The sequence below is a fragment of the Cellulomonas sp. P5_C5 genome, assembly GCF_054049655.1.
The window spans coordinates 1-22528 of sequence record NZ_JBFULY010000031.1; the positions used below are offsets into that span (position 1 = coordinate 1).

Here is a 22528-nt window from a genome sequence, read left to right on the forward strand (position 1 = left end):
GGCTTCTCCTTCGCCAACGGCCAGAAGGTCACCCAGGGCTGGAGCGCCGACTGGWCSCAGTCCGGCACCGCAGTCACGGCCAAGAACGCCGCCTGGAACGGCACCCTCGGTGCCGGCCAGTCGACCGACATCGGCTTCAACGGGTCGCACACGGGCACGAACAACGCGCCCACGGCATTCACCCTCAACGGTGCTGCCTGCACCACCGCGTGATCTAGCGGCATGACGAGCGGGGGTCCTCCAGCGGAGGGCCCCCGCTCTGCATGACAGGACCTACCGAAACCCTTCAGCACCGAGGAGAACCGTGTCCCCCACCCACCGCCTACGCATCCTCGCGACGAGCGTCGCCGCGACAGCCGCTCTGGCCGCGCCCCTCGTGATCGGAGCCGTGCCCGCCAGCGCCGCTGCCGGTGACGACTGGCTCCACGTCTCCGGGAACAAGATCGTCGACGAGTCCGGCAAGGAGGTGCTGCTGACGGGCGCCAACTGGTTCGGGTTCAACGCGAGCGAGCGCGTCTTCCACGGCCTCTGGTCCGCCAACATCACGACGATCACCAAGAGCATGGCCGACCGCGGCATCAACACCGTCCGGGTGCCGATMTCCACGCAGCTGCTGCTGGAGTGGAAGGCGGGGACGTTCCTGAAGCCGAACGTCAACACGTACGCCAATCCCGAGCTCGAGGGGAAGAACAGCCTCCAGATCTTCGACTACTGGCTGACCCTCTGCGAGAAGTACGGCATCAAGGTCTTCCTCGACGTGCACAGCGCGGAGGCCGACAACTCCGGCCACGTCTACCCCGTGTGGTGGAAGGGGTCCATCACCACCGAGGACGTCTACGCCGGCTGGGAGTGGGTGGCGGAGCGCTACAAGAGCAACGACACGATCGTCGGCGCGGACGTCAAGAACGAGCCGCACGGCACGCAGGGCTCCACCGAGCGCGCCAAGTGGGACGGCTCGACGGACAAGGACAACTTCAAGCACTTCGCCGAGACGGCCGGCCGCAAGATCCTGGCCATCAACCCGAACTGGCTGATCTTCGTCGAGGGCATCGAGGTCTACCCGAAGCCGGGCGTCCCGTGGACCTCGACCGGTCTGACGGACTACTACGGCACGTGGTGGGGCGGGAACCTGCGCGGGGTCCGAGACTTCCCGATCAACCTCGGCTCGAACCAGGACCAGCTCGTCTACTCCCCCCACGACTACGGCCCGCTCGTGTTCGAGCAGAAGTGGTTCCAGGGCACCTGGGACCGTTCGACGCTCGAGCGCGACGTGTGGGACCCGAACTGGCTGTACCTGCACAAGGAGAACATCGCACCGCTGCTCATCGGCGAGTGGGGCGGCTTCATGGACGGCGGACGCAACGAGAAGTGGATGGTCGCGATCCGTGACCTCATCGTCGACCGTCGCCTGAGCCACACGTTCTGGGTGCTCAACCCGAACTCCGGCGACACCGGCGGCCTGCTCAACTACGACTGGACCACCTGGGACGAGCCCAAGTACGCGCTGCTCAAGCCGTCGCTGTGGCAGGACGGCGGCAAGTTCGTCGGCCTCGACCACGCAGTCCCGCTGGGTGGCGTCGGCAGCACCACGGGCAAGTCCGTCTCGGACGTCGGCGGGCAGACCGGTGACACCACCGCGCCGACGACGCCCGCGAACCTCGCGGCAGGGACACCGTCGACCACGAGCATCCCGCTCACCTGGTCGGCGTCGACCGACAGCGGGTCCGGCGTCGCCGGCTACCAGGTCTACCAGGGCACCACGCTCGTCGGGAGCACGACGTCGACGAGCCTGACCGTGAGCGGCCTGTCCCCCGACACCGCCTACTCGTTCACGGTGCGCGCCAAGGACGTGGCCGGCAACGTGTCCGCGGCGTCCACTGCCGTCACCGCACGCACCGCCGTCGTCACGGGTGGCGACACGGTCGCACCGAGCGTCCCGACAGGGCTCGAGGCCGGTACTGGCTCCACGACGTCCATCCCGCTGCGGTGGACCGCGTCGACCGACAACTCCGGCGGCTCGGGCGTCGCCGGGTACGACGTCTACCGCGCCGGCACGCTCGTCGGCAGCAGCACGACGCCGAGCTACACGGCCACGGGTCTCGCTGCCGGGACCTCGTACGTGTTCACGGTCGTGGCGAAGGACGTCGCGGGCAACCGGTCGGCCGCGTCCACGGCACTGACCGCCTACACGGCTCCTGACGTGGCCACCGGCTCGTGCGCGGTCACCTACACCGCGAACAGCTGGAGCACCGGCTTCACGGGCTCCGTGAAGATCACCAACACCGGCACCGCGCCGCTGGCGGGCTGGATGCTGGCGTTCACGTACGCGAACGGCCAGAAGGTGACGCAGGGCTGGAGCGCCACCTGGTCGCAGACGGGCTCGTCGGTCACGGCGACAGGGGTGGCGTGGAACTCGACGCTGGCTCCCGGAGCCAGCACCGAGATCGGGTTCAACGGCACGCACACCGGCACGAACACGGCACCGACCGCGTTCACGGTGAACGGGGCGGCCTGCACGGTGAAGTGAGGGCACGGCTCGCGGGGGTCCGGATGCGGGCCCCCGCGGGTCAGCTCACGGCGTCGGCGACCGCGGCGACCAGCTCGTCGATGTCCGCGTCCGTGGTGTCGAACGAGCACATCAGCCGCACCTCGCCGGTCTCCACGAYCCAGTCGTAGAACCGCCACCGTCGGCGCAGGACGTCCGCGACACCGGGCGGGAAGATCACGAAGATGCCGTTGGCCTGCGTCGGACGGGTCACCTGCACGCCCGGCAGGTGCTCGATGCCCGCGCGCAGCCGCGCGGCCATCGCGTTGGCGTGCTGCGCGGACCGCAGCCACAGGTCCCCCTCGTACAGCGCGACGAGCTGCGCCGAGACGAAGCGCATCTTCGAGGCGAGCTGCATGTCCATCTTGCGCAGGTAGGTCAGGCCGCCGTCAGCCGTGGGGTCGAGCACCACGACCGCCTCGCCGTACAGCAGGCCGTTCTTGGTGCCACCGAGCGACAGGATGTCGACGCCRGCGTCGGTGGTGAACGCGCGCAGCGGCACGTCGAGGCTCGCGGCCGCGTTCGAGATGCGGGCGCCGTCGAGGTGCAGCCGCAGCCCGTGCTCGTGCGCCTGGTCGGCCAGCGCGCGCACCTCGTCGGGCGTGTACAGCGTGCCCAGCTCGGTCGACTGGGTGATCGACACGACGCCCGGCTGCGCCCGGTGCTCGTCGCCGAACCCCCACGTCTGCGTCGCGACGAGGTCGGGAGTCAGCTTGCCGTCGGGCGTCGGCACGGTCAGCAGCTTGATGCCGCCCATCCGCTCCGGGGCCCCGTTCTCGTCGGTGTGGATGTGCGCGGTGTCGGCGCAGACCACCGCCCCCCAGCGCGGCAGGACGGACTGCAGCGACAGCACGTTGGCGCCCGTGCCGTTGAACACGGGGAACACCGTGGCCTGGTCGCCGAAGTGCTGGGCGACCACCTCGTGGAGCCGCGAGGTGTAGACGTCCTCGCCGTACGCGGTCTGGTGGCCGCCGTTGGCCTCGGCGATCGCGGCGAGCACCTCGGGGTGCACCCCCGCGTAGTTGTCGGAGGCGAAGTCGCGGCGGTCGGCATCGTGCAGTCGGGTCACGGGGACCAGTCTCTACGACGACACGCGTCCGCCTGCGCACGACGGGCGGGTGCGGCATGATCCGTGCAGACCACGAGGAGGACCACCGTGCACAAGCACGACGCCAACCCGGACGACGGCCGGGACGAGACCCACAACGAGCGGGCCGACCGGAACTGGAACGAGCTGCTCCAGGAGCTCCGCGTGACCCAGACGGGCACGCAGATCCTCACCGGCTTCCTGCTGACGATCCCGTTCCAGCAGCGGTTCACGGACCTCGACGCCTACCAGAAGGACCTGTACCTGGTGCTCGTCGTCCTCGCGGTGCTGGCGACCGCGCTGTTCGTCGCGCCCGTGAGCCTGCACCGCATCCTGTTCGGCCGGCGGCTCAAGCCCGAGCTGGTCACCGCCGGAGGCCGGTTCGCTCGGGCAGGTCTTCTGGTGCTCGCCCTCGTCATGGCAGGCAGCGCGATGCTGATCTTCGACGTCGTGCTGTCGCGCGACGCGGGCCGCGCCGTCGGGATCGCGTCGCTCGTGCTGCTGTTCGTGTCGTGGTGGCTGGTCCCCCGGCTCATCGCGAGGCGCGCCAGGGACTGACCGGACGTCAGGACGCGGCGGCCGCCCGGCAGGTCGCGCAGGTGCCGACGAGCTCGATCGTGTGGTCGACGTCGTCGAACCCGTGCGCGGCGCCGACCTGCGCGGCCCACGCCTCGGCCTGCCCGGCCTCGATCTCGACCGTGCGGCCGCAGCTGCGGCAGACCAGGTGGTGGTGGTGGCTGCGCTGCTCGCAGCGGCGGTAGACCGACTCGCCGTCCTCGGTGCGCAGGACGTCGACGTCACCGTGCTCCGACAGGCTCTGCACGGCCCGGTACACGGTGGCCAGACCGACGCTGGACCCGCGGGCCCGGAGCATCTCGTGCAGCTGCTGGGCGCTGCGGAACTCGTCGACGTCCTCGAGCAGGTCGAGGATCTCGGCACGCTGCCGTGTCTGACGGGGGACCACGACCATCGCGCCGACCATCCTTCCTGAGACTGGTTCCCACTATAACGCGACCGGGCCCTCGATCCCGGAGGATCGAGGGCCCGGTCGAGGGTGCTGAGGTCAGCCCTGGACGGCGCGCTTGAGGGCGCTGCCGGCGGTGAGCTTCACGCGGTAGCCCGCGGGGATCTCCAGCTTCTCGCCCGTCTGGGGGTTGATGCCGGTGCGAGCACCACGCTCGGCGCGTGCCACGGCCAGGAAACCCGGGATCGTGACGGCCTCGCCGGCGGCGAGGTTCTCGACGAGGACCTCCTGGAAGGCCTTGAGGGCCTTGTCCGCGTCGGTGTTGGTCAGGCCGGTCTTGGCCGCGACGGCCTGGACGAGCTCGGTGCGGTTCACGCTCACTGGATGTGCTCCTCTGTGTTCACTCGGACATGCAGGCCCACTACCGGGCCGTTCCCCGGGGCGCGCAGCAGTAGCCACGAGCAACGGGGACGATCGGCTGACACTAACCCGACTACCGCAGGAATCCGTGCATCGGGCGTGTCGCGTCACCTGTGCGTTCGCGCCAGGAGGTCCTCCACCGGCCACGTCGTGATGACCCGCGCGGGGTCCAGGTCGTGCTCCGCGGCCCGCGCGCAGCCGGCCCCGAGCCAGTCCAGCTGACCGGGCGCGTGGGCGTCGGTGTCGATGGAGAAGTCGCAGCCGGCCTCGATCGCGATCGCCAGCAGCTCGTGCGGGGGGTCCAGACGGTCGGGGCGGCAGTTGATCTCCACCGCGACACCGTGCTCGGCGCAGGCGTCGAACACCGCGCGCGCGTCGAACTCGCTCTGCGGTCGGCTCTTGCCCTTGATCTGCCGACCGGTGCAGTGCCCGAGGACGTCGGTGCGCGGGTTGCTCACCGCGGCGATCATCCGGCGGGTCATCGGCCCCGACTCCATGCGCAGCTTCGAGTGCACCGACGCGACCACGACGTCGAGCTGGTCCAGCAGGTCCGGGTCCTGGTCGAGCCCGCCGTCATCAAGGATGTCGACCTCGATCCCGGTGAGCACCCGGAACGGTCCGACGGCGCCGTTCAGCGCCCTGACCTGGTCCAGCTGGGCGCGCAGCCGCGACGCGGACAACCCGTTGGCCACGGTCAGCCGGGGCGAGTGGTCCGTGATCGCGAGGTACTCGTGCCCCAGCTCGAGGGCGGCCAGGACCATCTCCTGGATCGGTGTCTTCCCGTCGGACGCCTCGGTGTGCGAGTGCAGGTCGCCGCGGAGCCGCTCCCGCAGCGCGGCCGCGGCCGGGTCGAGAGACGTCGCGTGCTCGCGCTCGAGCTCGTCGAGGTACTCGACCGGCTTGCCTCGCAGCACGTGGGCCACCACGTCCGCCGTGCGCGCCCCGACCGCCGGCAGGTCCGCGAGCGACCCCGAGGCCGCCAGCGCGGCCAGCCGGTCGGGCGCCTGCCGCTCGATGCTGCGCGCCGCTCCGCGGAACGCCTCGCTGCGGTACGGGCTCGCCTGGGCGCGCTCCAGCAGGAAGGCGATGCGACGCAGGGCCGCGACAGCGTCGGCCTGCCGGTCGGCGGACGAGCCGCTCACGACGCCTTGCGACGCGTCTTGCGCGGGGTCGGCTCGTCCTCGTCGGCCTTCTTCTTCGCCTTGGCCTTCGGCTTCGGCTTCTCCTCGGGCTCGGGCTCCTCACCCCGCGCACCGCGCGCCTTCTCGACGCTGCGCTGCAGGGCCGCCAGCAGGTCCACGACGTCTCCCCCGCCATCGCCCGCACCCTCCTCGCCGACCGGCACCGGGACCGCCCGGGTGCTGCCCGAGGACACCTTGGCCTCGATGAGCTGCTCCAGCGCAGCCGCGTACCGGTCCTCGTACTGCGACGGGTCGAAGTCCGCCGCGAGCGAGTCCACCAGCGACGCGGCCATCGCGAGCTCCTGCGGGCGCACGGAGACGTCCTCGTCCAGCACCGGGAAGTCGGCGGCGCGCACCTCGTCGGGCCACAGCAGCGTCTGCATGACGATGACGTTGTCCCGCACCCGCAGGATCGCCATGGACTCGCGCTGCCGCAGGGCGACCTTCACCACGGCCACGCGATCCGCCTGCTCCAGCGCACCGCGGAGCAGCGCGTACGGCTTCGCGGCGGTCTTCTCCGGCTCCAGGTAGTAGGTCTTCTGCAGCAGGATCGGGTCCACCTGGTCCACCGGCACGAACTCGAGCACCTCGATCTCGCGCTCGGTGGACAGCGGCAGCGACTTGAAGTCCTCGTCGGTGAGCACCACGAGCTCGCCGTCGTCCGTCTCGTAGCCCTTGGCGATGTCCGACATCTCGACCGGCTCGCCGTCGATGCTGCAGAACTTGCGGTACCGGATGCGCCCGCCGTCCTCCTTGTGCACCTGGTGCAGCGTGACCTCGTGCTCCCCGGTCGCCGAGTAGAGCCGCACCGGGACGTTGACCAGCCCGAAGGCGACCGCGCCCTTCCAGATCGCTCGCATGGCCGTGTCCTGTCCTCGATGGCTGTGGGCGTGTCGATACCAAGCCGCGCCTGCGCGGCTTCCTATGGGCAGGATGGACCCGTGGAGCCCATGCTCGCCACCCCTGCGACCGGTCCGGCGGAGCTCCCGCGCGGCCCGGAGTGGGCCTACGAGGTGAAGTGGGACGGCGTGCGCGCGCTCGCGGACACCACCTCGGGCCGCCTGCGGCTGTGGAGCCGCAACGAACGGGAGATCACCGCGGCGTACCCCGAGCTGCGCGGCCTGGAGACCGTCCAGGGCGCGGTGCTCGACGGGGAGATCGTGCTGATGGCCGACGGGATCCCGTCGTTCACGGCCCTGGCCGAGCGCATGCACGTACGTGATCCCCGCCGAGCAGAGGCGCTCGCCGCGAAGCGCCCGGTGACGTTCCTCGTGTTCGACGTGCTCCGGCTGTACGGCGTCGACGTCACGCGGAGCACCTACGACGAGCGCCGCGAGACGCTGTCCCGGCTCGAGCTGCCCGACCGGGTGGAGCTCTCCCCCGTGTACCCCGACGGCCAGGAGCTGTGGGAGGTCACCAAGCAGCTCGGCCTCGAGGGCGTCGTCGCCAAGCGCCGGTCGTCGCCGTACGTCGCGGGCCGACGTTCACCCGACTGGGTCAAGGCCCCGCACCGCCGCACGCGCGCCGCGCTGGTCGGTGGCTGGCGCGAGGAGACGAACGGCTCGGGCCGGATGGGTGCGGTGCTGTTCGGCGCACGCGACGCCGACGGTGCCCTGCGCTACCTCGGCCGGGCCGGCAGCGGGCTGACCGGCCGGCGCGCCACCGACCTGCAGAAGCTGCTGGTACCGCGTGCCGACTCCCCGTTCGACGACGAGGTGCCGCCCGTCGACGCCCGCGGGACCCGCTGGGTCGAGCCGACCGTCGTCGTCGACACGCTGTACCTCGCCCGCAACCCGACCGGCCGGCTCCGCCAGCCGGTCGTGCGGGCCGTCCGCACCGACACCGACGCCGACCCGTGGGAGCAGCCGTGACGCCAGAACGCCAGATGGTCGACGTCGAGGGTCGCCAGGTCCGGGTCAGCCACCTCGAGAAGGTCATGTACCCCTCGACGGGGATGACCAAGGCCGAGGTCATGAACTACCTCGTCCAGGTGGCCCCGGCGCTGCTCCACCAGCTGCGCGACCGGCCCGTGACCCGGATCCGGTGGCCCGACGGTGTGGGCGGCGAGAAGTTCTTCGAGAAGAACACGCCCCGCGGCGCCCCGGACTGGGTCCGCCGGCAGACGCTCCGGGCCGCCCCCGGCGCCGAGGACGAGGGAGCCGAGCTGGAGCTGCCGTTCCTCGACGACCTCGCGGGGCTGGTGTGGGCGGCGAACCAGGGGGCGCTCGAGCTGCACACGCCGCAGTGGCGGGTCGGGCCGCGCGGCAAGATCCACAGGCCCGACCGCCTGGTGGTCGACCTGGACCCCGGCGCACCGGCCGGGCTCAAGGAGTGTGCCGCGGTGGCGCACCTCGTCGCGGACCGGCTGCGCGAGGACGGGCTCGACACCACCGTGCCCGTCACCTCCGGCAGCAAGGGCATGCAGCTGTACGCGCCGCTGTCGGGCAGCCAGACGGTCATGGAGATCCGGCAGTACGCGCGGGACATCGCCTACGAGATCGCCGCCGCGCACCCGGGCCAGGTGGTCGCCATCATGAAGAAGGACCTGCGTGGCGGGAAGGTGCTCATCGACTGGTCGCAGAACCACCCGTCCAAGACGACGATCACCCCGTACTCGCTGCGCGGCCGGGACGCGCCGCACGTCGCCGCGCCGCGCTGGTGGGACGAGATCGGGCCAGGGCTGACCCAGCTGGGTCCCGACGAGGTGGCCGCGCGTTACGCCGAGCGCGGAGATCCGTTCGGCTGACGCCGCTCGGATGGCGGGGTGGGTCCACCTTTGGCAGCGTGGTCGCGAGCCGGGAAGACAACCCGACAGACTGCACCCGAAGGAGCCGTCATGGCGCTGCCGAAGTACACCGTCCCGTCCMTCACCCTCCAGGAGGGTGCCGACGTCGCCGCCGTCCTCCAGACGCGGCTGGACGCTCTGAACGACCTGGCGCTGACACTGAAGCACATCCACTGGAACGTCGTCGGACCGCACTTCATCGCCGTGCACGAGATGCTCGACCCGCAGGTCGACGCCGTCCGGCTGATGGTCGACGCGATCGCCGAGCGCATCGCCACGCTCGGGGTCGCCMCCGTCGGCACGCCGGGCGAGCTGGTCAAGAACCGCACCTGGGAGGACTACTCGATCGGTCGGGACAGCGCGATCGCGCACCTCGGCGCGCTCGACGTCGTCTACGTCGGCGTCATCGAGGACCACCGCAAGGCGGCGAAGGACGTCGAGGAGATCGACGACGTCACCAACGACCTGCTGGTCGGCCACCTGCACGAGCTCGAGCTGTTCCACTGGTTCGTCCGCGCTCACCTGGAGTCGGCGGGCGGCGTGCTCACCACCGGCAACGCGCAGACCGAGAAGACCGCGGCTCGGAAGGCGTCGGCGAAGGACAACGCGTGACCGTTCCCTCCAGCACCAGGCGCGGGCCCTCCAGCACCAGGCGCGGGTCCCCCAGCGCCCGGCCCGTCGTCGGCTCGTCCGGCGGCGGGCCGGTGCTCCGTACCGCGCGGCCGGGTGGCCCGTCGTCCGCGTCGACCAACCCCGCGTCGTCCGTGCCGAGGACGCACCTGGCCGCGCACCTGGAGAACGGCTTCGACCGCGCGGTGGCCCATCAGCTGCGCCGCCGGGGCTGGACCGTGCGGATCGAGCCGTACGCGGGCTACGGCGCCACGGGCTGGGTGCGGGTCCTGGCGCGCACCCTGCTCGCCGCACCGCAGGTCCGTGACGACGAGCTGCCGGGCGCCGGCGGCAGTGCCCAGGCGGGCTCGCGCTCGGCCAGCGCACTGCGCGGCTGGCGCAGCTTCGCGACCGCCCAGGTGTCGGGCGCCGAGCTCGAGGTGCAGGTCGGCGATCGGACGCACCACGTCGTGACCGACCGCGGCGGCTACGTCGACACGATCCTCGAGTCCGACCTGGCGCCGGGGTGGCACGACGTGCGGTTCACGACGAGCGACGGCGCCACGGCGACCGCGCCGGTGCACGTGATCGGTCCTGACGTCCGGTACGGCATCGTCAGCGACATCGACGACACCGTCATGGTGACGCGTCTCCCCCGCCCCTTCGTCGCCGCGTGGAACGTGTTCATGCGGCACGAGAACGCGCGCGAGGCCGTACCCGGGATGGCGCGGCTGTACGCCGAGCTGCGCGCCGGTGACCAGGACGTTCCGGTGGTCTACCTGTCGACCGGCGCCTGGAACGCGGCGCCCACGCTGGCGCGCTTCCTGCGCCGGCACCGGTACCCGGCGGGACCCCTCCTGCTCACGGACTGGGGACCGACCAACAGCGGCTGGTTCCGCAGCGGGCCCGCGCACAAGGTGACCCAGCTGCGTCGGCTCTTCCACGAGCTGCCGGACGTCCAGTGGGTCCTGGTCGGTGACGACGGGCAGCGCGACCCGCAGATCTACGCGGGCGCGGCACAGCGCTTCGGCGACCACGTCCGGGCGATCCTCATCCGGCAGCTGACCTTCGGTGAGCACGTGCTCGCGCACGGGGTGCCCATGCCGACCGTCGACTCCGTCCGGGCGGAGCGGCAGGCTGCGCACCGGCCCGACGGCATCCCCGTCCTGCAGGGAGCCGACGGCCAGGAGCTGCTGCGCGACGTCCGCGCGGAGGGCCTCACCCTCTCCTAGAGACGCACCGCACCCCAGACCCTCGCCTAAAGACGCTCGGGGTCGTCCCAGTCGTCGCTGCTGGCGATGGCCTCGTCGTCGGCTTGGAGCTCGACCGCGTGGAGGGAGCGCGGGGCGTGGTCGGGGTTGCCCCCGGACCGCGCGTCGGCGGCATCGAGCTCGGCCTGCGCGCGCTCGCGGTCGGCGAGGTGCTCGGCGGACGGGTCGGACGTCAGGTCGCGGTCGCGGCTCATGGTCCGGTTCTACCCCGCGCCGACCGGACGTGCACGCGCGGACCAGCACCTGGTCGATCGAGTCCCGTCGCAGCGTTGCTGGGCGGGCTAAACGATTCGCGCCCTGCTGCACGTTCGAAGCGCTTCGATACGGTCGCGGCGGTCGTCGCCAGCGTCGATCCCCTGGGACTCCCGGCAGTGCCGCCGAGAGCCCTCACCGCCTTCACGAAGGAGTGCCGCGGATGTCCGCCCTCTCGCTCGTTCCCCGCGCACCGGCCCGGATCGCGGCGCTCGCCGCCGCCGGCGCCCTGGTCGCCGGCGCACTCGTCGCCATCGCCGGCCAGGAGCCCGCCCACGCCGCCGACGCCCCCTACTCCTGGGGCAACGTCGAGATCGTCGGCGGCGGCTTCGTCCMCGGCATCATCTACAACCAGTCCGAGAAGGGCCTGGTCTACGCACGCACCGACATCGGTGGCGCGTACCGGCTCGACAAGACCACCAAGCGCTGGATCCCGCTGCTCGACCACGTCGGCTGGGACGACTGGGGCCACAACGGCGTCCTGTCGATGGCCACCGACCCGGTGAACCCCGACAAGGTGTACGCCGCCGTCGGGATGTACACGAACAGCTGGGACCCGAACAACGGTGCGATCCTGCGGTCGTCGGACCGCGGTGCCACGTGGTCCAGGACGACCCTGCCGTTCAAGGTCGGCGGCAACATGCCCGGCCGCGGGATGGGTGAGCGCCTGCAGATCGACCCCAACGACAACCGCGTCCTGTACTTCGGCACCGAGGGCGGCAACGGCCTGTGGCGCAGCACCGACTCCGGTGTCACCTGGGGCAAGGTCTCCAGCTTCACCAACGTCGGCAACTACGCGCAGGACCCGAGCGACCCCAACGGGTACCTCACCACCAACCAGGGCGTGGTGTGGGTGACGTTCGACCCGACCAGCGGGACCAAGGGGTCACCCACCAAGACGATCTACGTCGGCGTGGCCGACAAGGAGAACACGGTCTACAGGTCGACCGACGCAGGCGTCACCTGGTCGCGGATCGCCGGCCAGCCCACCGGGTACATCGCCCACAAGGGCGTGTTCGACTCCGTCGGCAAGCAGCTCTACATCTCGACGAGCGACACCGGCGGCCCCTACGACGGCGGTCACGGCGACCTTTGGCGGCTCGACGCGGCGACCGGCGTCTGGACGCAGATCAGCCCCGTCCCGTCGTCCAGCACCGACAACTACTTCGGGTACAGCGGCCTGACGATCGACCGCAAGGACCCCGACACGATCATGGCGGTCACCCAGATCTCCTGGTTCCCCGACATCCAGGTCTTCCGGTCCAGGGACCGCGGTGCCACCTGGTCCCGGATCTGGGACTGGAACGGCTATCCCGACCGCACGCTGCGGTACACGCTGGACATCTCCGGGTCGGGCTGGCTCACGTTCGGCAAGCAGCCCGCCCCGCCGGAGCCCAGCCCGAAGCTGGGCTGGATGACGGAGTCCTTCGAGATCGACCCGTTCGACTCCGACTCGTTCCTGTACGGCACGGGCGCCACGATCTACGGCGGCTCCAACCTCACCGCCTGGGACACCGGCGGCAAGGTCGCGATCGGCGTCAAGGCGCAGGGGCTCGAGGAGACGGCCGTGCTCGACCTGGCCGCCCCTCCGGGATCGGTCCAGCTGGTCTCCGGCCTCGGTGACATCGGCGGCTTCGTGCACACCGACATCACCAAGGCGCCGTCGGCGTACTCGGCGAGCGCCCCGTTCATGGGCTCGGTCAACGGCACCGACTTCGCGGAGAAGGCGCCGGCCACCATGGTCCGCGTCGGCTCCGGCGACGCCGGCAGCTCGCACATCAGCGTCTCGACCTCGAGCGGCAGCTCGTGGTGGGCCGGTCAGGAGCCGTCCGGCGTCACCGGCGGCGGCAACGTGGCCGTGAGCGCCGACGGCAGCCGGATCGTCTGGAGCGCGGACGGCGCCGGCGTGCACACGTCGTCGACGCTCGGCTCCAGCTGGACCAGGTCCACGGGCGCCGCGACCGGTGCACGCGTCGAGTCGGACCGGGTCAACCCGTCGAAGTTCTACGCGTTCTCCGCTGGCACCTTCTCCACCTCGACCGACGGTGGCGCCACGTTCACGGCGTCGTCGGCGACGGGCCTGCCGGCGACCGGCAACGTGCGGTTCGCCGCTGTGCCGGGACGTGAGGGTGACATCTGGCTCACGGGCGGGACGACGAGCTCGACCTACGGCATGTGGCACTCGACCGACTCGGGCGCCACGTTCACCAAGWTCGCTGCGGTGAACGAGGGCGACGCGATCGGCTTCGGCAAGGCGGCACCGGGGGCGTCCTACCCGGCGATCTACACCTCGTCGAAGATCAACGGCGTCCGGGGGATCTTCCGGTCGATCGACGCCGGGGCCAGCTGGGTCCGGCTCAACGACGACAAGCACCAGTGGGGCTGGACGGGTTCGGTCGTCATCGGCGACCCGGACGTCTACGGCCGGGTCTACGTGGGCACGAACGGGCGCGGCGTGATCGTCGGCAACCTCACCGGCACCGACCCGACGACGTCGCCGACGGCGACACCGACCACGACCCCCACGCCGACGCCGACGCCCACCGCGACGACGACGCCCACACCCACACCCACGCCCACATCGACGCCGACGCCCACCGCGACGTCGACGCCGACCCCCACGTCGACGCCGACGTCAGAACCCGGGTACTGCTCGGTGCGCTACACGACGAACGACTGGAACACCGGCTTCACCGCGTCGGTGAAGATCACGAACGGGACCTCGGTGGTGCGGAACGGCTGGTCGCTCAGCTTCGGATTCACGGCCGGTCAGAAGGTCACCAACCTCTGGTCGGGCGCCTACACCCAGACGGGGTCGTCGGTCGTGGTGACCAACGCCCCGTGGAACGGGACGATCCAGCCCGGTGGCAGCGTGGAGCTCGGCTTCAACGGGTCCCACACCGGGACGAACCCGAAGCCGGGGGTGTTCATGCTCGACGGCAGGACCTGCTCCACCTCATGAGCCGCGGGGTGGCCGGCGTGTGACACGGACCCGCCGCCCGCCCCGCACCGGCCCGACCTGCCGCACCGACCCCGCGGCAGGTCGGGCCTTTTCCGTGCCCCTGGTGCGTCAGCGTGCGCAACGTCACACATCCCAGGACTGGAGGTATCTCGACGTCAACATACGATCGATCTCGTGCCAGAACGCGAAGAGACTGTCGACGTCGTCCTCGTCGGGGGCGGGATCATGAGCGCCACGCTTGCCGCGCTCATCACCACCCTCGAGCCCACGTGGACCGTCGAGATCCACGAACGCCGCGCCGAGCTGGCGCAGGAGAGCTCGAACGCCTGGAACAACGCGGGCACCGGTCACGCGGCCCTCTGCGAGCTCAACTACACGCCCGAGCGGGCCGACGGCTCGATCGACATCGCCAAGGCCGTGACGATCAACGAGCAGTTCGAGCTGTCGCGCGAGCTCTGGCACCACCTGGCCACGCACGACCGCCTCCCAGGCGGCGACGGCTTCCTCTCGACCACCCCGCACATGACCTTCGTGCGCGGTGCCGAGAACGCCGACTACCTGCGCCGTCGCTACGAGACCCTGCGCCGGCACCCCCTGTTCTCCGACCTGGAGTTCAGCACCGACCCGGCGCAGATCGCGCAGTGGGCTCCCCTGCTCGTCGACGACCGCGACCCGGACGAGGTGGTCGCCGCGACGCGTGCCGCCGCAGGCACGGACGTCGACTTCGGTCGCCTGACGCGCGCGATGATCGGCGACGCCGTCGAGCGTGGAGCGCGGCTGCACCTCGAGAGCGAGATCACGAGGCTCCGCCAGAAGAAGGACGGCACCTGGTCGCTGCGGGTGGCCGACCGCCGCTGGAACGGGCACGTGCGCAGCCGCAAGGTCCACGCGCGGTTCGTGTTCGTCGGCGCCGGTGGCGGCGCCCTCCCGCTCCTGCAGAGCTCCGGCATCCCCGAGGCCAAGGGCTTCGGCGGCTTCCCGATCAGCGGCCAGTTCCTCAAGACCACGAACCCGCGGATCGTCGCGCAGCACCAGGCCAAGGTCTACGGGAAGGCCGACATCGGCGCTCCCCCGATGTCCGTGCCGCACCTGGACACCCGCGTGGTCGACGGCGGGACGGCGCTGCTGTTCGGCCCCTACGCGGGCTGGAGCATGAAGTTCCTCAAGCACGGTTCGTGGACGGACCTGATCCGCTCCATCCGGCCCGGCAACCTCGTCCCGATGCTCGCCGTCGGCGTGCGGAACCTGGACCTGGTCAAGTACCTCGTCGGTGAGGTCACCGCGACGGACACGGATCGCCTCCGCACCCTGCGGGCGTTCATGCCGACCGCGCACCCGCGCGACTGGGAGCTCGTGACCGCCGGGCAGCGTGTCCAGGTGATCAAGAAGGACAAGGCGAAGGGCGGGGTGCTGGAGTTCGGCACCGAGCTCGTCACCGCGGCGGACGGCACCATCGCCGGCCTGCTGGGTGCCTCCCCGGGTGCGTCGACGGCGGTCGCGACCATGCTCGACCTGCTGGAGCGGTGCTTCCCCGAGCGCATCGACGGCTGGCAGCAGCAGCTGCGCGCGATGATGCCGAGCCTGGGCGGCGGCGAGTGGGACGAGTCGTTCGAGCTCGAGCAGCTGGTGGACGACGAGCAGGTCGGGTCGGACCGCTGACCGACCTGCGCGATCATGGGGGCATGAGCGACCCCGTGGAAGCCGTGAGCGCCGAGATGCGCCACGCCAAGGTCCGCGCGGCCACCGAGCACACGACCGTCGGCCAGGTCACGACCACCGCGGACGGGCGCGTCAGCATCGCGTGCGCGTGCGGCATGGACCTCACCAACGGACCGACGTGGTCCCTCGACGAGCACATCCGGCTGCACCGGGCCGAGGCGCGGTTCCTCGCGCTCGCCGCCGTCGCACCCGACGGCATCCCGCGCCTGGTGGCCTGGCCGCTCTAGACCCGGGCGGGCTCGTGCACGTGGTCGTCGTCGTCCTCGTGCTCGTGGGGCAGCCCGAGCTCGTGCGCCCGCTCGTGCGCCTCGCGCGCGGCGATCCGGGCCTGGACGTCGGCGCGACGCAGCGGCGGCACCGTGGTCGGCGGCTGGCGTCGCGCCGGCAGCTCGTCGAGCAGGCGCGCGGTGATCTCCGCGACCTGCCGCACGGCGTCCTCGAAGGGCTCACGCGTCGCGTCGCTGAGCGACTGCACCCCGGTGACCTTGCGGACGTACTGCCGCGCGGCGGCCTCGATCTCCTCCGAGGTGGCGGGCGGCTCGAGCCCTCGGAGCGTGGTGATGTTCCTGCACATGCTCCCCGACGTTACGCCGCCACGCCGACACGCGTCTCGAGGTCCAGGAGGGTCAGCTTGGCCGCCGCACCGCCCGCGTACTGCCCCGGTGTGCCGTCCGAGCGCACCACGCGGTGGCACGGCAGCACGACCGGCAAGGGGTTGAGAGCGCACGCGGTGCCGACCGCCCGGACCGCACGCGGGCTGCCCGCGAGCCCCGCCATCTGCGCGTAGCTGGCGGTGTGCCCGTACGCGATGTCGGGCAGGTGCAGGACGACGTCACGGCGGAAGCCGCGCAGCAGCCGCAGGTCGAGCGGCAGGTCGAAGGCGGTCCGCCGGCCGGCGAAGTACTCGTCGAGCTCGCGGGCGACGTCGTCGAGCTGTCCGGGCGCCTCGAGCACCCGCGGGCTGACCTGCTGCGCGAGCGTCGTGAGTACGGCGTCGTGGTCCTGCACGCCGAACGCCACCCGGACCAGGCCGGAGGGCGTGCGTGCGAGGAGCAGCGAGCCCACCGGGCTGTCCACCGTCCGGTAGGCGACGTCGAGGAGACCGTCCGTCGCGGCGCGCGAGACGAGGTGTGCGTGCAGGCGCCGGAGATCGGCGTCGGCGACGTCGGGGACGTACGTCATGACTCCTCCTGGTCGATCGCGGGATAGGTCCGTCGCAGGGTGGCGACGCCGTCCGACGCGGCGCGGCGCGCGGCGGCGGCCGTGCCGCCGACGAGGGCGGCGACGTCGTCGTAGGGCAGCCCGCCGAGGTGGTGGTACGCGACCACCTGCCGCTGCTTCGTGGGCAGTGCGGCGATCGCGGCCCACAGGTCGAGGTCCCGTCCCTGCGGCGGGAGCACCCGGTCCGGGACCTCGGCGACGGGCACCGCGTGCCGGGCGGCACGGCGCACGACGTCGATCGCCTTGCGGTGCGCGATCGTCACGAGCCACGCCTCGACGTTCGCGTCGGACGGCAGGTCCGGGTAGGCGCGCAGGGCCGCGAGGAACGTCTCCGACCACGCGTCGTCGGCGTCGACCGGTCCGACCACCGCGCGGCACACGCGCAGGACGGTGGCGCCGTGCTGGACGACGACACGCTCGAAGGGTTCCTTCACCATCACAGTGTGCAGACGCACCAGGCCTGCCGGGTGTGAGGTCCGGCTCCTACAGTGGCCCGATGACGAACCTCGAGGTGCGGCCGGTTCCGGAGCTGTGCGACCTCGTCCCGTCCCACGGGCCCGTGGTCGAGCTGCACGAGGCCCGGGACGTGCCGCTGGGCGGGGTGCGGGCCATGCGGGTGCGGCGGACGCTCCCCCAACGTGCCCTGCCGCTGGTCGGCGCCTGGTGCTTCCTCGACGAGTTCGGGCCGCAGCACGTGGACATGCGGGTGCTCCCCCACCCGCACACCGGCCTGCAGACGGTGACCTGGCCCGTGGCCGGCGAGATCCTGCACCGGGACAGCGTCGGCTCCGAGGCGGTCGTGCGGCCCGGGCAGCTCAACCTCATGACCGCGGGGCACGGGGTGTCCCACTCGGAGTTCTCGCTGGGCACCGAGCCCCTGCTGCACGCCGTCCAGCTCTGGGTGGCGCTGCCCGACGGGGTGGCCGAGGGCGCGGCCGGGTTCGAGCAGGTGAGCGACCTGCCCGTGTGGGAGGCGCCGCGGGCGCGGGCGACGGTGTTCATCGGCGACCTCGACGGGACCTGGTCACCGGCGCACGTGCACACGCCGCTGCTCGGCGCCGAGGTCGTGCTCGACGCGCACGCGGACATCGAGATCCCGCTGGTGCGCGGCTTCGAGCACGCCGTGCTGCTCCTGGGTGGGAGCGCGGAGGTCGCCGGCACGCCGCACACCACCAGCGGGCTCCTCTACCTCGGCGACGGGCGTGACCACCTGCGGGTCCGGTCGCTCGACGGCGCGCGCCTCCTCCTGCTCGGCGGAGCGCCGTTCGCCCACGACCTCGTCATGTGGTGGAACTTCGTCGGCCGCACGCACGCCGACATCGCCCGGGCGCGCGCCGACTGGGAGTCCGACGCGCGCGCCGACCGCTTCGGGGTCGTCGCCGGCCACGACGGGTCCCGCATCCCCGCCCCCGACCTGCCGAACATCCGCCTCCAGCCGCGCCGCCGCCTGCCCCGCACCCCGAAGGAGCCCTCGTGACCGACCTCTCCCACCTGCCGGCCCGCTCGCAGGTCGTCGCCGCCGCGCTCACCGACGCCGGGGTCCTCGGCGAGGTGGTCGAGCTGCCCGACTCCGCGCGGACGGCGGCCGAGGCCGCGGCCGCGCTCGGCACGGAGGTCGGGGCGATCGCGAACAGCCTGATCTTCTGGGCCGACGACCGTCCGCTCCTCGTGCTGACCAGCGGGCGGCACCGCGTGGACACCGTGGCGCTGGCGCGACAGCTGGGGCGCACGCACGTCGGACGCGCGACACCCGAGCAGGTCCGGGCCGCCACCGGCCAGGCGATCGGCGGCGTGGCACCGCTCGGGCACCCGCAGCGGGTCGAGACCGTGGTCGACGTGGCGCTCGCCGACTACCCGCAGGTCTGGGCGGCGGGCGGGACCCCGCACACGATCTTCCCGACGACGTTCGACGAGCTGGTCCGGATCACCGGCGGGTCCGCGCTCGTCGTCGGCGACTGAGCCGACAGAGACGACTGACGGAGAGAGGAGACGACGTGGAGGACACGTCCACCCGCAAGCCGGTGCTGCTGACGGTCGACGACGACCCCGCGGTGTCCCGGTCGGTGGCCCGGGACCTGCGCCGACGCTACGGCGACGCGTACCGCGTGGTCCGCGCCGACTCGGGCCCGCTCGCCCTGGACGCGCTGCGTGAGCTCCGGCTGCGCGGTGACCCGGTGGCCGTGCTGCTCGCCGACCACCGGATGCCCCAGATGACCGGCATCGAGTTCCTCGAGCAGGCGATGGACATCTACCCGCAGGCCAGGCGCGTGCTGCTCACCGCGTACGCCGACACGGACGTCGCGATCGACGCGGTGAACGTCGTCGACCTCGACCACTACCTGCTCAAGCCGTGGGACCCCCCGGAGGAGAAGTTCTACCCGGTGCTCGACGCGCAGCTGGAGGCCTGGACGGCACACCCGCCGAAGGCCGTGCACGAGACGAAGGTGGTCGGGCACCGGTGGTCCGCTCGGTCGTCGGAGGTCCGGGAGTTCCTGGCGCGCAACCAGGTGCCGTACCGCTGGTACGCCAGCGACAGCCCCGAGGGCCGCGTCCTGCTCGACGTCGCCGGCGCCGACGACACGACGCTGCCCGTGGTGGTCACGACGCAGGGTGAGGTGCTCGTCGCGCCCACCGACGGTCAGCTGGCCGAGCAGGTCGGCCTGTCGGTGAGCCCGTCGGAACGCTTCTACGACCTGGTCGTGATCGGTGGCGGCCCGGCGGGGCTCAGCGCCGCGCTGTACGGCGCCTCGGAGGGGCTGCGCACCGCGCTGGTCGAGCGGACCGCGACGGGCGGGCAGGCCGGGCAGAGCTCGCGCATCGAGAACTACCTCGGCTTCCCCGACGGTGTCTCCGGCGCCCAGCTGACCGAGCGCGCCCGTCGGCAGGCCCTGAAGTTCGGTGCGGAGATCGTCATGACCCGGGACGCCGTCGCGCTCGAGGTGCGCGGCGCGGCGCGATCGGTGCGGTTCGACGACGGCAGCACGGTCGACGCGCACACCGTGATCGTCGCCAGCGGCGTCGCCTACCGCGAGCTCGCCGGACCGGGGATCGGCGAGCTCACCGGGCGCGGGGTCTACTACGGCTCCGCCCTCACCGAGGCGACGGCGTGCGAGGACCAGGACATCTACGTCGTCGGCGGCGCCAACTCCGCGGGGCAGGCCGCGATGTACCTGTCCCGGCACGCGAAGAGCGTGACGCTGGTGGTGCGCGCGGGATCGCTGGACCAGTCGATGTCGCGCTACCTGATCGCGCAGGTCGAGCAGAACGACCGCATCCGCGTCCGCACGCACAGCGAGGTGGTCGAGGCCGTCGGGGACGACCACCTCGAACGGATCGTGCTGCGGGACACCGTCACGGGCGAGCAGGAATCCGTGGACACCGGCTGGTTGTTCGTGTTCATCGGGGCCGCACCCCTGACCACGTGGCTGGACGGCACCGTGACCCGCGACGACCACGGGTTCGTGTGTGCCGGTCACGACCTGCTGGTCGAGGGCAAGGTGCCCGACTCGTGGCCGCTCGACCGACCTCCGTACCACCTGGAGACGAGCGTCCCCGGGGTGTTCGCGGCCGGCGACGTGCGCGCCGAGTCCGCCAAGCGTGTGGCGTCCGCCGTGGGCGAGGGCGCCATGGCCGTGATGCTCGTCCACCGCTACCTGGAGCAGCTGTGACCACCACCGAACCGACGACAGCACCGCTGGCGGCGACGATCCGCCGGCACCTCGCGTGCGACATCGACGAGCTGCGCAGCCTCTTCCTGTTCGAGCACCTGAGCGACGAGCAGCTGCTGTGGCTGTGCTCGCACGGGCACGTCGAGCACGTCGAGGCAGGGGTCCTGTACCGCGAGGGGGATCCGGCGACGGACTTCTACGTGCTGCTCTCCGGCTCGCTGGCGCTGTACCGCCGGGTCGGCGCCGACGACGTCGAGATCGCCCGGACGGGCCAGACCGGTGTCTACGCCGGCGCGTGGGCGGCCTACCTGGGCGACCGCGTGCCGCAGACCTATTCGCAGACGCTGCGCGTCCTGGAGCCGTCCCGGTACTACGTGCTAGCCGCGGCCGACTTCGCGTCGTTCATGACCGACTGGTTCCCGATGGCGGTCCACCTGCTGGAGGGCCTGTTCTTCGGCCAGCAGAGCTCGCAGGCGGCGACCGGGCAGCGCGAGCGACTGCTCGCGCTGGGGTCCTTGTCGGCCGGCCTGACGCACGAGCTGAACAACCCCGCGGCCGCCGCGACCCGGGCGACCGCGACCCTGCGCGAGCGCGTCGCGGGGATGCGTCACAAGCTCGCGATCATCGCGTCCGGACCGTACGACCGCGAGCAGCTGGCGCAGATCATCCACCTGCAAGAGAAGGCGGTCGCCGCGCTCGCCCGCACGCGCGCGTCCGAGGTGGTCCCGACCGCCCTGGAGGTCTCCGACCTCGAGGACGCCCTGGGCGAGTGGATGGACGACCACGCCATCGCGGGCGGCTGGGAGCTCGCACCGAGCTTCGTCGCCGCCGGGCTCGACACGCGATGGCTCGACATGGTCGCGTCGTGCGTGGGGCCGGAGGTGCTGGAGGGCGCCGTCCGGTGGCTCGCGTACACCCTGGAGACCGAGTCGCTCATGAACGAGGTCGAGGACGCGACCGGCCGGATCTCCGCCCTCGTCGGCGCCGCCAAGCAGTACTCGCAGATCGGCCGTGCACCGGACCAGACCGTCGACATCCACGAGCTCCTGGACAGCACGGTCACGATGCTCGAACGACAGCTCGGTGACGGCATCACCGTCGTCAAGGACTACGACCGCACCCTGCCGCCCATCCACGTGTTCGGCGCCGAGCTCAACCAGGTGTGGACCAACCTCATCGACAACGCCGCACAGGCGATGGACGGCCACGGCACGTTGACCCTCACGACGCGGCGAGCCGACGACTGGCTGGAGGTCGAGGTCGCCGACACCGGGCCCGGCATCCCGGACGGCGTGGTCGACCGGATCTTCGAGCCGTTCTTCACCACCAAGCCCGTCGGCTCCGGGACCGGCCTCGGGCTCGACATCTCGTGGCGGATCGTCGTCGGCAAGCACCACGGCGACCTGACTGTCACCTCCGTGCCCGGCGACACGCGCTTCCTCGTCCGCCTGCCCTACACCCCGACGGAAGGACCCACCCCGTGACCTCGACCGCCATCGACCCGACCGTGCCGCCGAGCGGGACCGGCTGTCTCGAGTGCGACGCCACCGACGGCTGGTGGTTCCACCTGCGCCGCTGCGCCACCTGCGGGCACGTGGGCTGCTGCGACACCTCGCCGTCGCAGCACGCGACCGCGCACTTCCGCGAGACCGGGCACCCGGTGATGCGCACGTTCGAGCCCGGCGAGGACTGGTTCTGGGACTACACGACCGACGACTACGCGGACGGTCCCGCGCTCGCGGACCCCGAGCACCGTCCCCTCGAGCAGACCGTGCCCGGCCCGGCCGGGCGCGTCCCCGACGACTGGCGACGCCGTCTGCACTGACCGGCTCGGCAGGCCCCTG

At 71.8% G+C, this 22528-nt stretch carries 24 protein-coding genes; 15 read left to right on the plus strand and 9 right to left on the minus strand.

The window, feature by feature from the left end:
• Both ACXJKF_RS18780 and ACXJKF_RS18785 read left to right on the plus strand, forming a co-directional pair.
• Positions 1–213, plus strand: a 213-nt coding sequence (locus tag ACXJKF_RS18780) for a cellulose binding domain-containing protein (RefSeq protein WP_456789244.1), incomplete at its 5' end; no start/stop codon positions are given.
• Positions 214–304: 91 nt separating this feature from the next.
• Positions 305–2527 (plus strand): cellulase family glycosylhydrolase, encoded by a 2223-nt coding sequence (locus tag ACXJKF_RS18785; RefSeq protein ID WP_456789245.1) that lies wholly within the window; start codon positions 305–307, stop codon positions 2525–2527.
• 40 nt (positions 2528–2567) lie between these two features.
• Here ACXJKF_RS18785 and ACXJKF_RS18790 read toward each other — a convergent pair whose 3' ends face one another.
• The gene (locus ACXJKF_RS18790) at positions 2568–3614 is read right to left on the minus strand and encodes a threonine aldolase family protein (protein ID WP_456789246.1); all 1047 of its coding nucleotides are present in this window, start codon (positions 3612–3614) and stop codon (positions 2568–2570) included.
• A gap of 87 nt (positions 3615–3701) precedes the next feature.
• Between ACXJKF_RS18790 and ACXJKF_RS18795 the strand changes: the two genes are divergently transcribed.
• On the plus strand, positions 3702–4190 hold the full coding sequence (locus tag ACXJKF_RS18795) for a DUF6328 family protein (RefSeq protein ID WP_456789247.1): 489 nt from the start codon (positions 3702–3704) through the stop codon (positions 4188–4190).
• A 7-nt stretch (positions 4191–4197) separates the two neighbouring features.
• Here the strand turns inward: ACXJKF_RS18795 and ACXJKF_RS18800 are convergent, their stop codons facing one another.
• The 4 genes from ACXJKF_RS18800 to ku all read right to left on the minus strand — a co-directional run bounded on the left by ACXJKF_RS18800 (position 4198) and on the right by ku (position 7057).
• Positions 4198–4602, minus strand: coding sequence for a Fur family transcriptional regulator (locus ACXJKF_RS18800; protein ID WP_056028532.1), 405 nt, complete (start codon positions 4600–4602; stop codon positions 4198–4200).
• A 93-nt stretch (positions 4603–4695) separates the two neighbouring features.
• Positions 4696–4977 (minus strand): HU family DNA-binding protein, encoded by a 282-nt coding sequence (locus ACXJKF_RS18805; protein ID WP_055914607.1) that lies wholly within the window; start codon positions 4975–4977, stop codon positions 4696–4698.
• 146 nt (positions 4978–5123) lie between these two features.
• Positions 5124–6158 (minus strand): PHP domain-containing protein, encoded by a 1035-nt coding sequence (locus ACXJKF_RS18810; protein ID WP_456789248.1) that lies wholly within the window; start codon positions 6156–6158, stop codon positions 5124–5126.
• A complete protein-coding gene (gene ku, locus ACXJKF_RS18815) occupies positions 6155–7057 on the minus strand; it encodes a non-homologous end joining protein Ku (RefSeq protein ID WP_456789249.1) in 903 nt (300 codons plus the stop codon). Before ku ends, ACXJKF_RS18810 begins: the two co-directional genes overlap by 4 nt.
• Positions 7058–7147: 90 nt before the next feature.
• Here ku and ligD (ACXJKF_RS18820) point away from each other — a divergent pair, with 90 nt between their 5' ends.
• From ligD (ACXJKF_RS18820) to ACXJKF_RS18835, 4 genes are all read left to right on the plus strand, one after another.
• A complete protein-coding gene (ligD, locus tag ACXJKF_RS18820) occupies positions 7148–8068 on the plus strand; it encodes a non-homologous end-joining DNA ligase (protein ID WP_456789287.1) in 921 nt (306 codons plus the stop codon).
• Complete coding sequence (gene ligD, locus ACXJKF_RS18825; protein ID WP_456789250.1) at positions 8065–8943, plus strand: non-homologous end-joining DNA ligase; 879 nt, start codon at positions 8065–8067, stop codon at positions 8941–8943. The genes ligD (ACXJKF_RS18820) and ligD (ACXJKF_RS18825) overlap by 4 nt, the downstream gene beginning before the upstream one ends.
• 90 nt (positions 8944–9033) lie before the next feature.
• Entirely contained in the window at positions 9034–9594 is a 561-nt protein-coding gene (locus ACXJKF_RS18830; RefSeq protein WP_456789251.1) for a Dps family protein, read from the plus strand.
• Positions 9591–10823, plus strand: coding sequence for an App1 family protein (locus tag ACXJKF_RS18835; protein ID WP_456789252.1), 1233 nt, complete (start codon positions 9591–9593; stop codon positions 10821–10823). The genes ACXJKF_RS18830 and ACXJKF_RS18835 overlap by 4 nt, the downstream gene beginning before the upstream one ends.
• Positions 10824–10849: 26 nt before the next feature.
• Here the strand turns inward: ACXJKF_RS18835 and ACXJKF_RS18840 are convergent, their stop codons facing one another.
• Positions 10850–11056: a hypothetical protein gene (locus ACXJKF_RS18840; RefSeq protein ID WP_456789253.1), complete on the minus strand. Its 207-nt coding sequence runs from the start codon at positions 11054–11056 to the stop codon at positions 10850–10852.
• A gap of 221 nt (positions 11057–11277) precedes the next feature.
• Between ACXJKF_RS18840 and ACXJKF_RS18845 the strand changes: the two genes are divergently transcribed.
• The 3 genes from ACXJKF_RS18845 to ACXJKF_RS18855 all read left to right on the plus strand — a co-directional run bounded on the left by ACXJKF_RS18845 (position 11278) and on the right by ACXJKF_RS18855 (position 16022).
• The gene (locus ACXJKF_RS18845) at positions 11278–14076 is read left to right on the plus strand and encodes a cellulose binding domain-containing protein (protein ID WP_456789254.1); all 2799 of its coding nucleotides are present in this window, start codon (positions 11278–11280) and stop codon (positions 14074–14076) included.
• A gap of 174 nt (positions 14077–14250) precedes the next feature.
• The gene (gene mqo, locus ACXJKF_RS18850) at positions 14251–15735 is read left to right on the plus strand and encodes a malate dehydrogenase (quinone) (RefSeq protein ID WP_456789255.1); all 1485 of its coding nucleotides are present in this window, start codon (positions 14251–14253) and stop codon (positions 15733–15735) included.
• A gap of 23 nt (positions 15736–15758) precedes the next feature.
• The gene (locus ACXJKF_RS18855) at positions 15759–16022 is read left to right on the plus strand and encodes a hypothetical protein (protein ID WP_456789256.1); all 264 of its coding nucleotides are present in this window, start codon (positions 15759–15761) and stop codon (positions 16020–16022) included.
• Here the strand turns inward: ACXJKF_RS18855 and ACXJKF_RS18860 are convergent.
• Genes ACXJKF_RS18860 through ACXJKF_RS18870 form a run of 3 tightly spaced genes read right to left on the minus strand, consistent with a single transcriptional unit; the run spans position 16019 to position 17450 of the window.
• On the minus strand, positions 16019–16369 hold the full coding sequence (locus ACXJKF_RS18860; RefSeq protein WP_456789257.1) for a DUF2277 domain-containing protein: 351 nt from the start codon (positions 16367–16369) through the stop codon (positions 16019–16021). The two genes, ACXJKF_RS18855 and ACXJKF_RS18860, sit on opposite strands and share 4 nt — an antisense overlap.
• An 11-nt stretch (positions 16370–16380) precedes the next feature.
• Positions 16381–16977 (minus strand): methylated-DNA--[protein]-cysteine S-methyltransferase, encoded by a 597-nt coding sequence (locus ACXJKF_RS18865; RefSeq protein WP_456789258.1) that lies wholly within the window; start codon positions 16975–16977, stop codon positions 16381–16383.
• Positions 16974–17450, minus strand: coding sequence for an RNA polymerase sigma factor (locus ACXJKF_RS18870; RefSeq protein WP_456789259.1), 477 nt, complete (start codon positions 17448–17450; stop codon positions 16974–16976). The genes ACXJKF_RS18865 and ACXJKF_RS18870 overlap by 4 nt, the downstream gene beginning before the upstream one ends.
• Before the next feature lie 62 nt (positions 17451–17512).
• Here ACXJKF_RS18870 and ACXJKF_RS18875 point away from each other — a divergent pair, with 62 nt between their 5' ends.
• Genes ACXJKF_RS18875 through ACXJKF_RS18895 form a run of 5 tightly spaced genes read left to right on the plus strand, consistent with a single transcriptional unit; the run spans position 17513 to position 22509 of the window.
• Positions 17513–18493 carry a pirin family protein gene (locus tag ACXJKF_RS18875; protein WP_456789260.1) on the plus strand — a complete coding sequence of 327 codons (981 nt, stop codon included), beginning with the start codon at positions 17513–17515 and terminating at the stop codon, positions 18491–18493.
• A complete protein-coding gene (locus tag ACXJKF_RS18880; protein ID WP_456789261.1) occupies positions 18490–18975 on the plus strand; it encodes a YbaK/EbsC family protein in 486 nt (161 codons plus the stop codon). Before ACXJKF_RS18875 ends, ACXJKF_RS18880 begins: the two co-directional genes overlap by 4 nt.
• A 35-nt stretch (positions 18976–19010) precedes the next feature.
• Positions 19011–20684: an FAD-dependent oxidoreductase gene (locus tag ACXJKF_RS18885; RefSeq protein ID WP_456789262.1), complete on the plus strand. Its 1674-nt coding sequence runs from the start codon at positions 19011–19013 to the stop codon at positions 20682–20684.
• The gene (locus ACXJKF_RS18890; protein ID WP_456789263.1) at positions 20681–22168 is read left to right on the plus strand and encodes an ATP-binding protein; all 1488 of its coding nucleotides are present in this window, start codon (positions 20681–20683) and stop codon (positions 22166–22168) included. Before ACXJKF_RS18885 ends, ACXJKF_RS18890 begins: the two co-directional genes overlap by 4 nt.
• Entirely contained in the window at positions 22165–22509 is a 345-nt protein-coding gene (locus ACXJKF_RS18895; RefSeq protein WP_456789264.1) for a UBP-type zinc finger domain-containing protein, read from the plus strand. The genes ACXJKF_RS18890 and ACXJKF_RS18895 overlap by 4 nt, the downstream gene beginning before the upstream one ends.
• The last annotated feature ends 19 nt before the right edge of the window (positions 22510–22528 follow it).

Excerpts from the sequence above, each read along its gene's own strand:
- ACXJKF_RS18800 (WP_056028532.1), bottom strand. The coding sequence starts at position 4,602 with ATGGTCGTGGTCCCCCGTCAGACACGGCAGCGTGCCGAGATCCTCGAC.
- ku (WP_456789249.1), bottom strand. The coding sequence starts at position 7,057 with ATGCGAGCGATCTGGAAGGGCGCGGTCGCCTTCGGGCTGGTCAACGTC.
- ligD (WP_456789287.1), top strand. The coding sequence starts at position 7,148 with ATGCTCGCCACCCCTGCGACCGGTCCGGCGGAGCTCCCGCGCGGCCCG.
- ACXJKF_RS18840 (WP_456789253.1), bottom strand. The coding sequence starts at position 11,056 with ATGAGCCGCGACCGCGACCTGACGTCCGACCCGTCCGCCGAGCACCTC.
- ACXJKF_RS18855 (WP_456789256.1), top strand. The coding sequence starts at position 15,759 with ATGAGCGACCCCGTGGAAGCCGTGAGCGCCGAGATGCGCCACGCCAAG.
- ACXJKF_RS18860 (WP_456789257.1), bottom strand. The coding sequence starts at position 16,369 with ATGTGCAGGAACATCACCACGCTCCGAGGGCTCGAGCCGCCCGCCACC.
- ACXJKF_RS18865 (WP_456789258.1), bottom strand. The coding sequence starts at position 16,977 with ATGACGTACGTCCCCGACGTCGCCGACGCCGATCTCCGGCGCCTGCAC.
- ACXJKF_RS18875 (WP_456789260.1), top strand. The coding sequence starts at position 17,513 with ATGACGAACCTCGAGGTGCGGCCGGTTCCGGAGCTGTGCGACCTCGTC.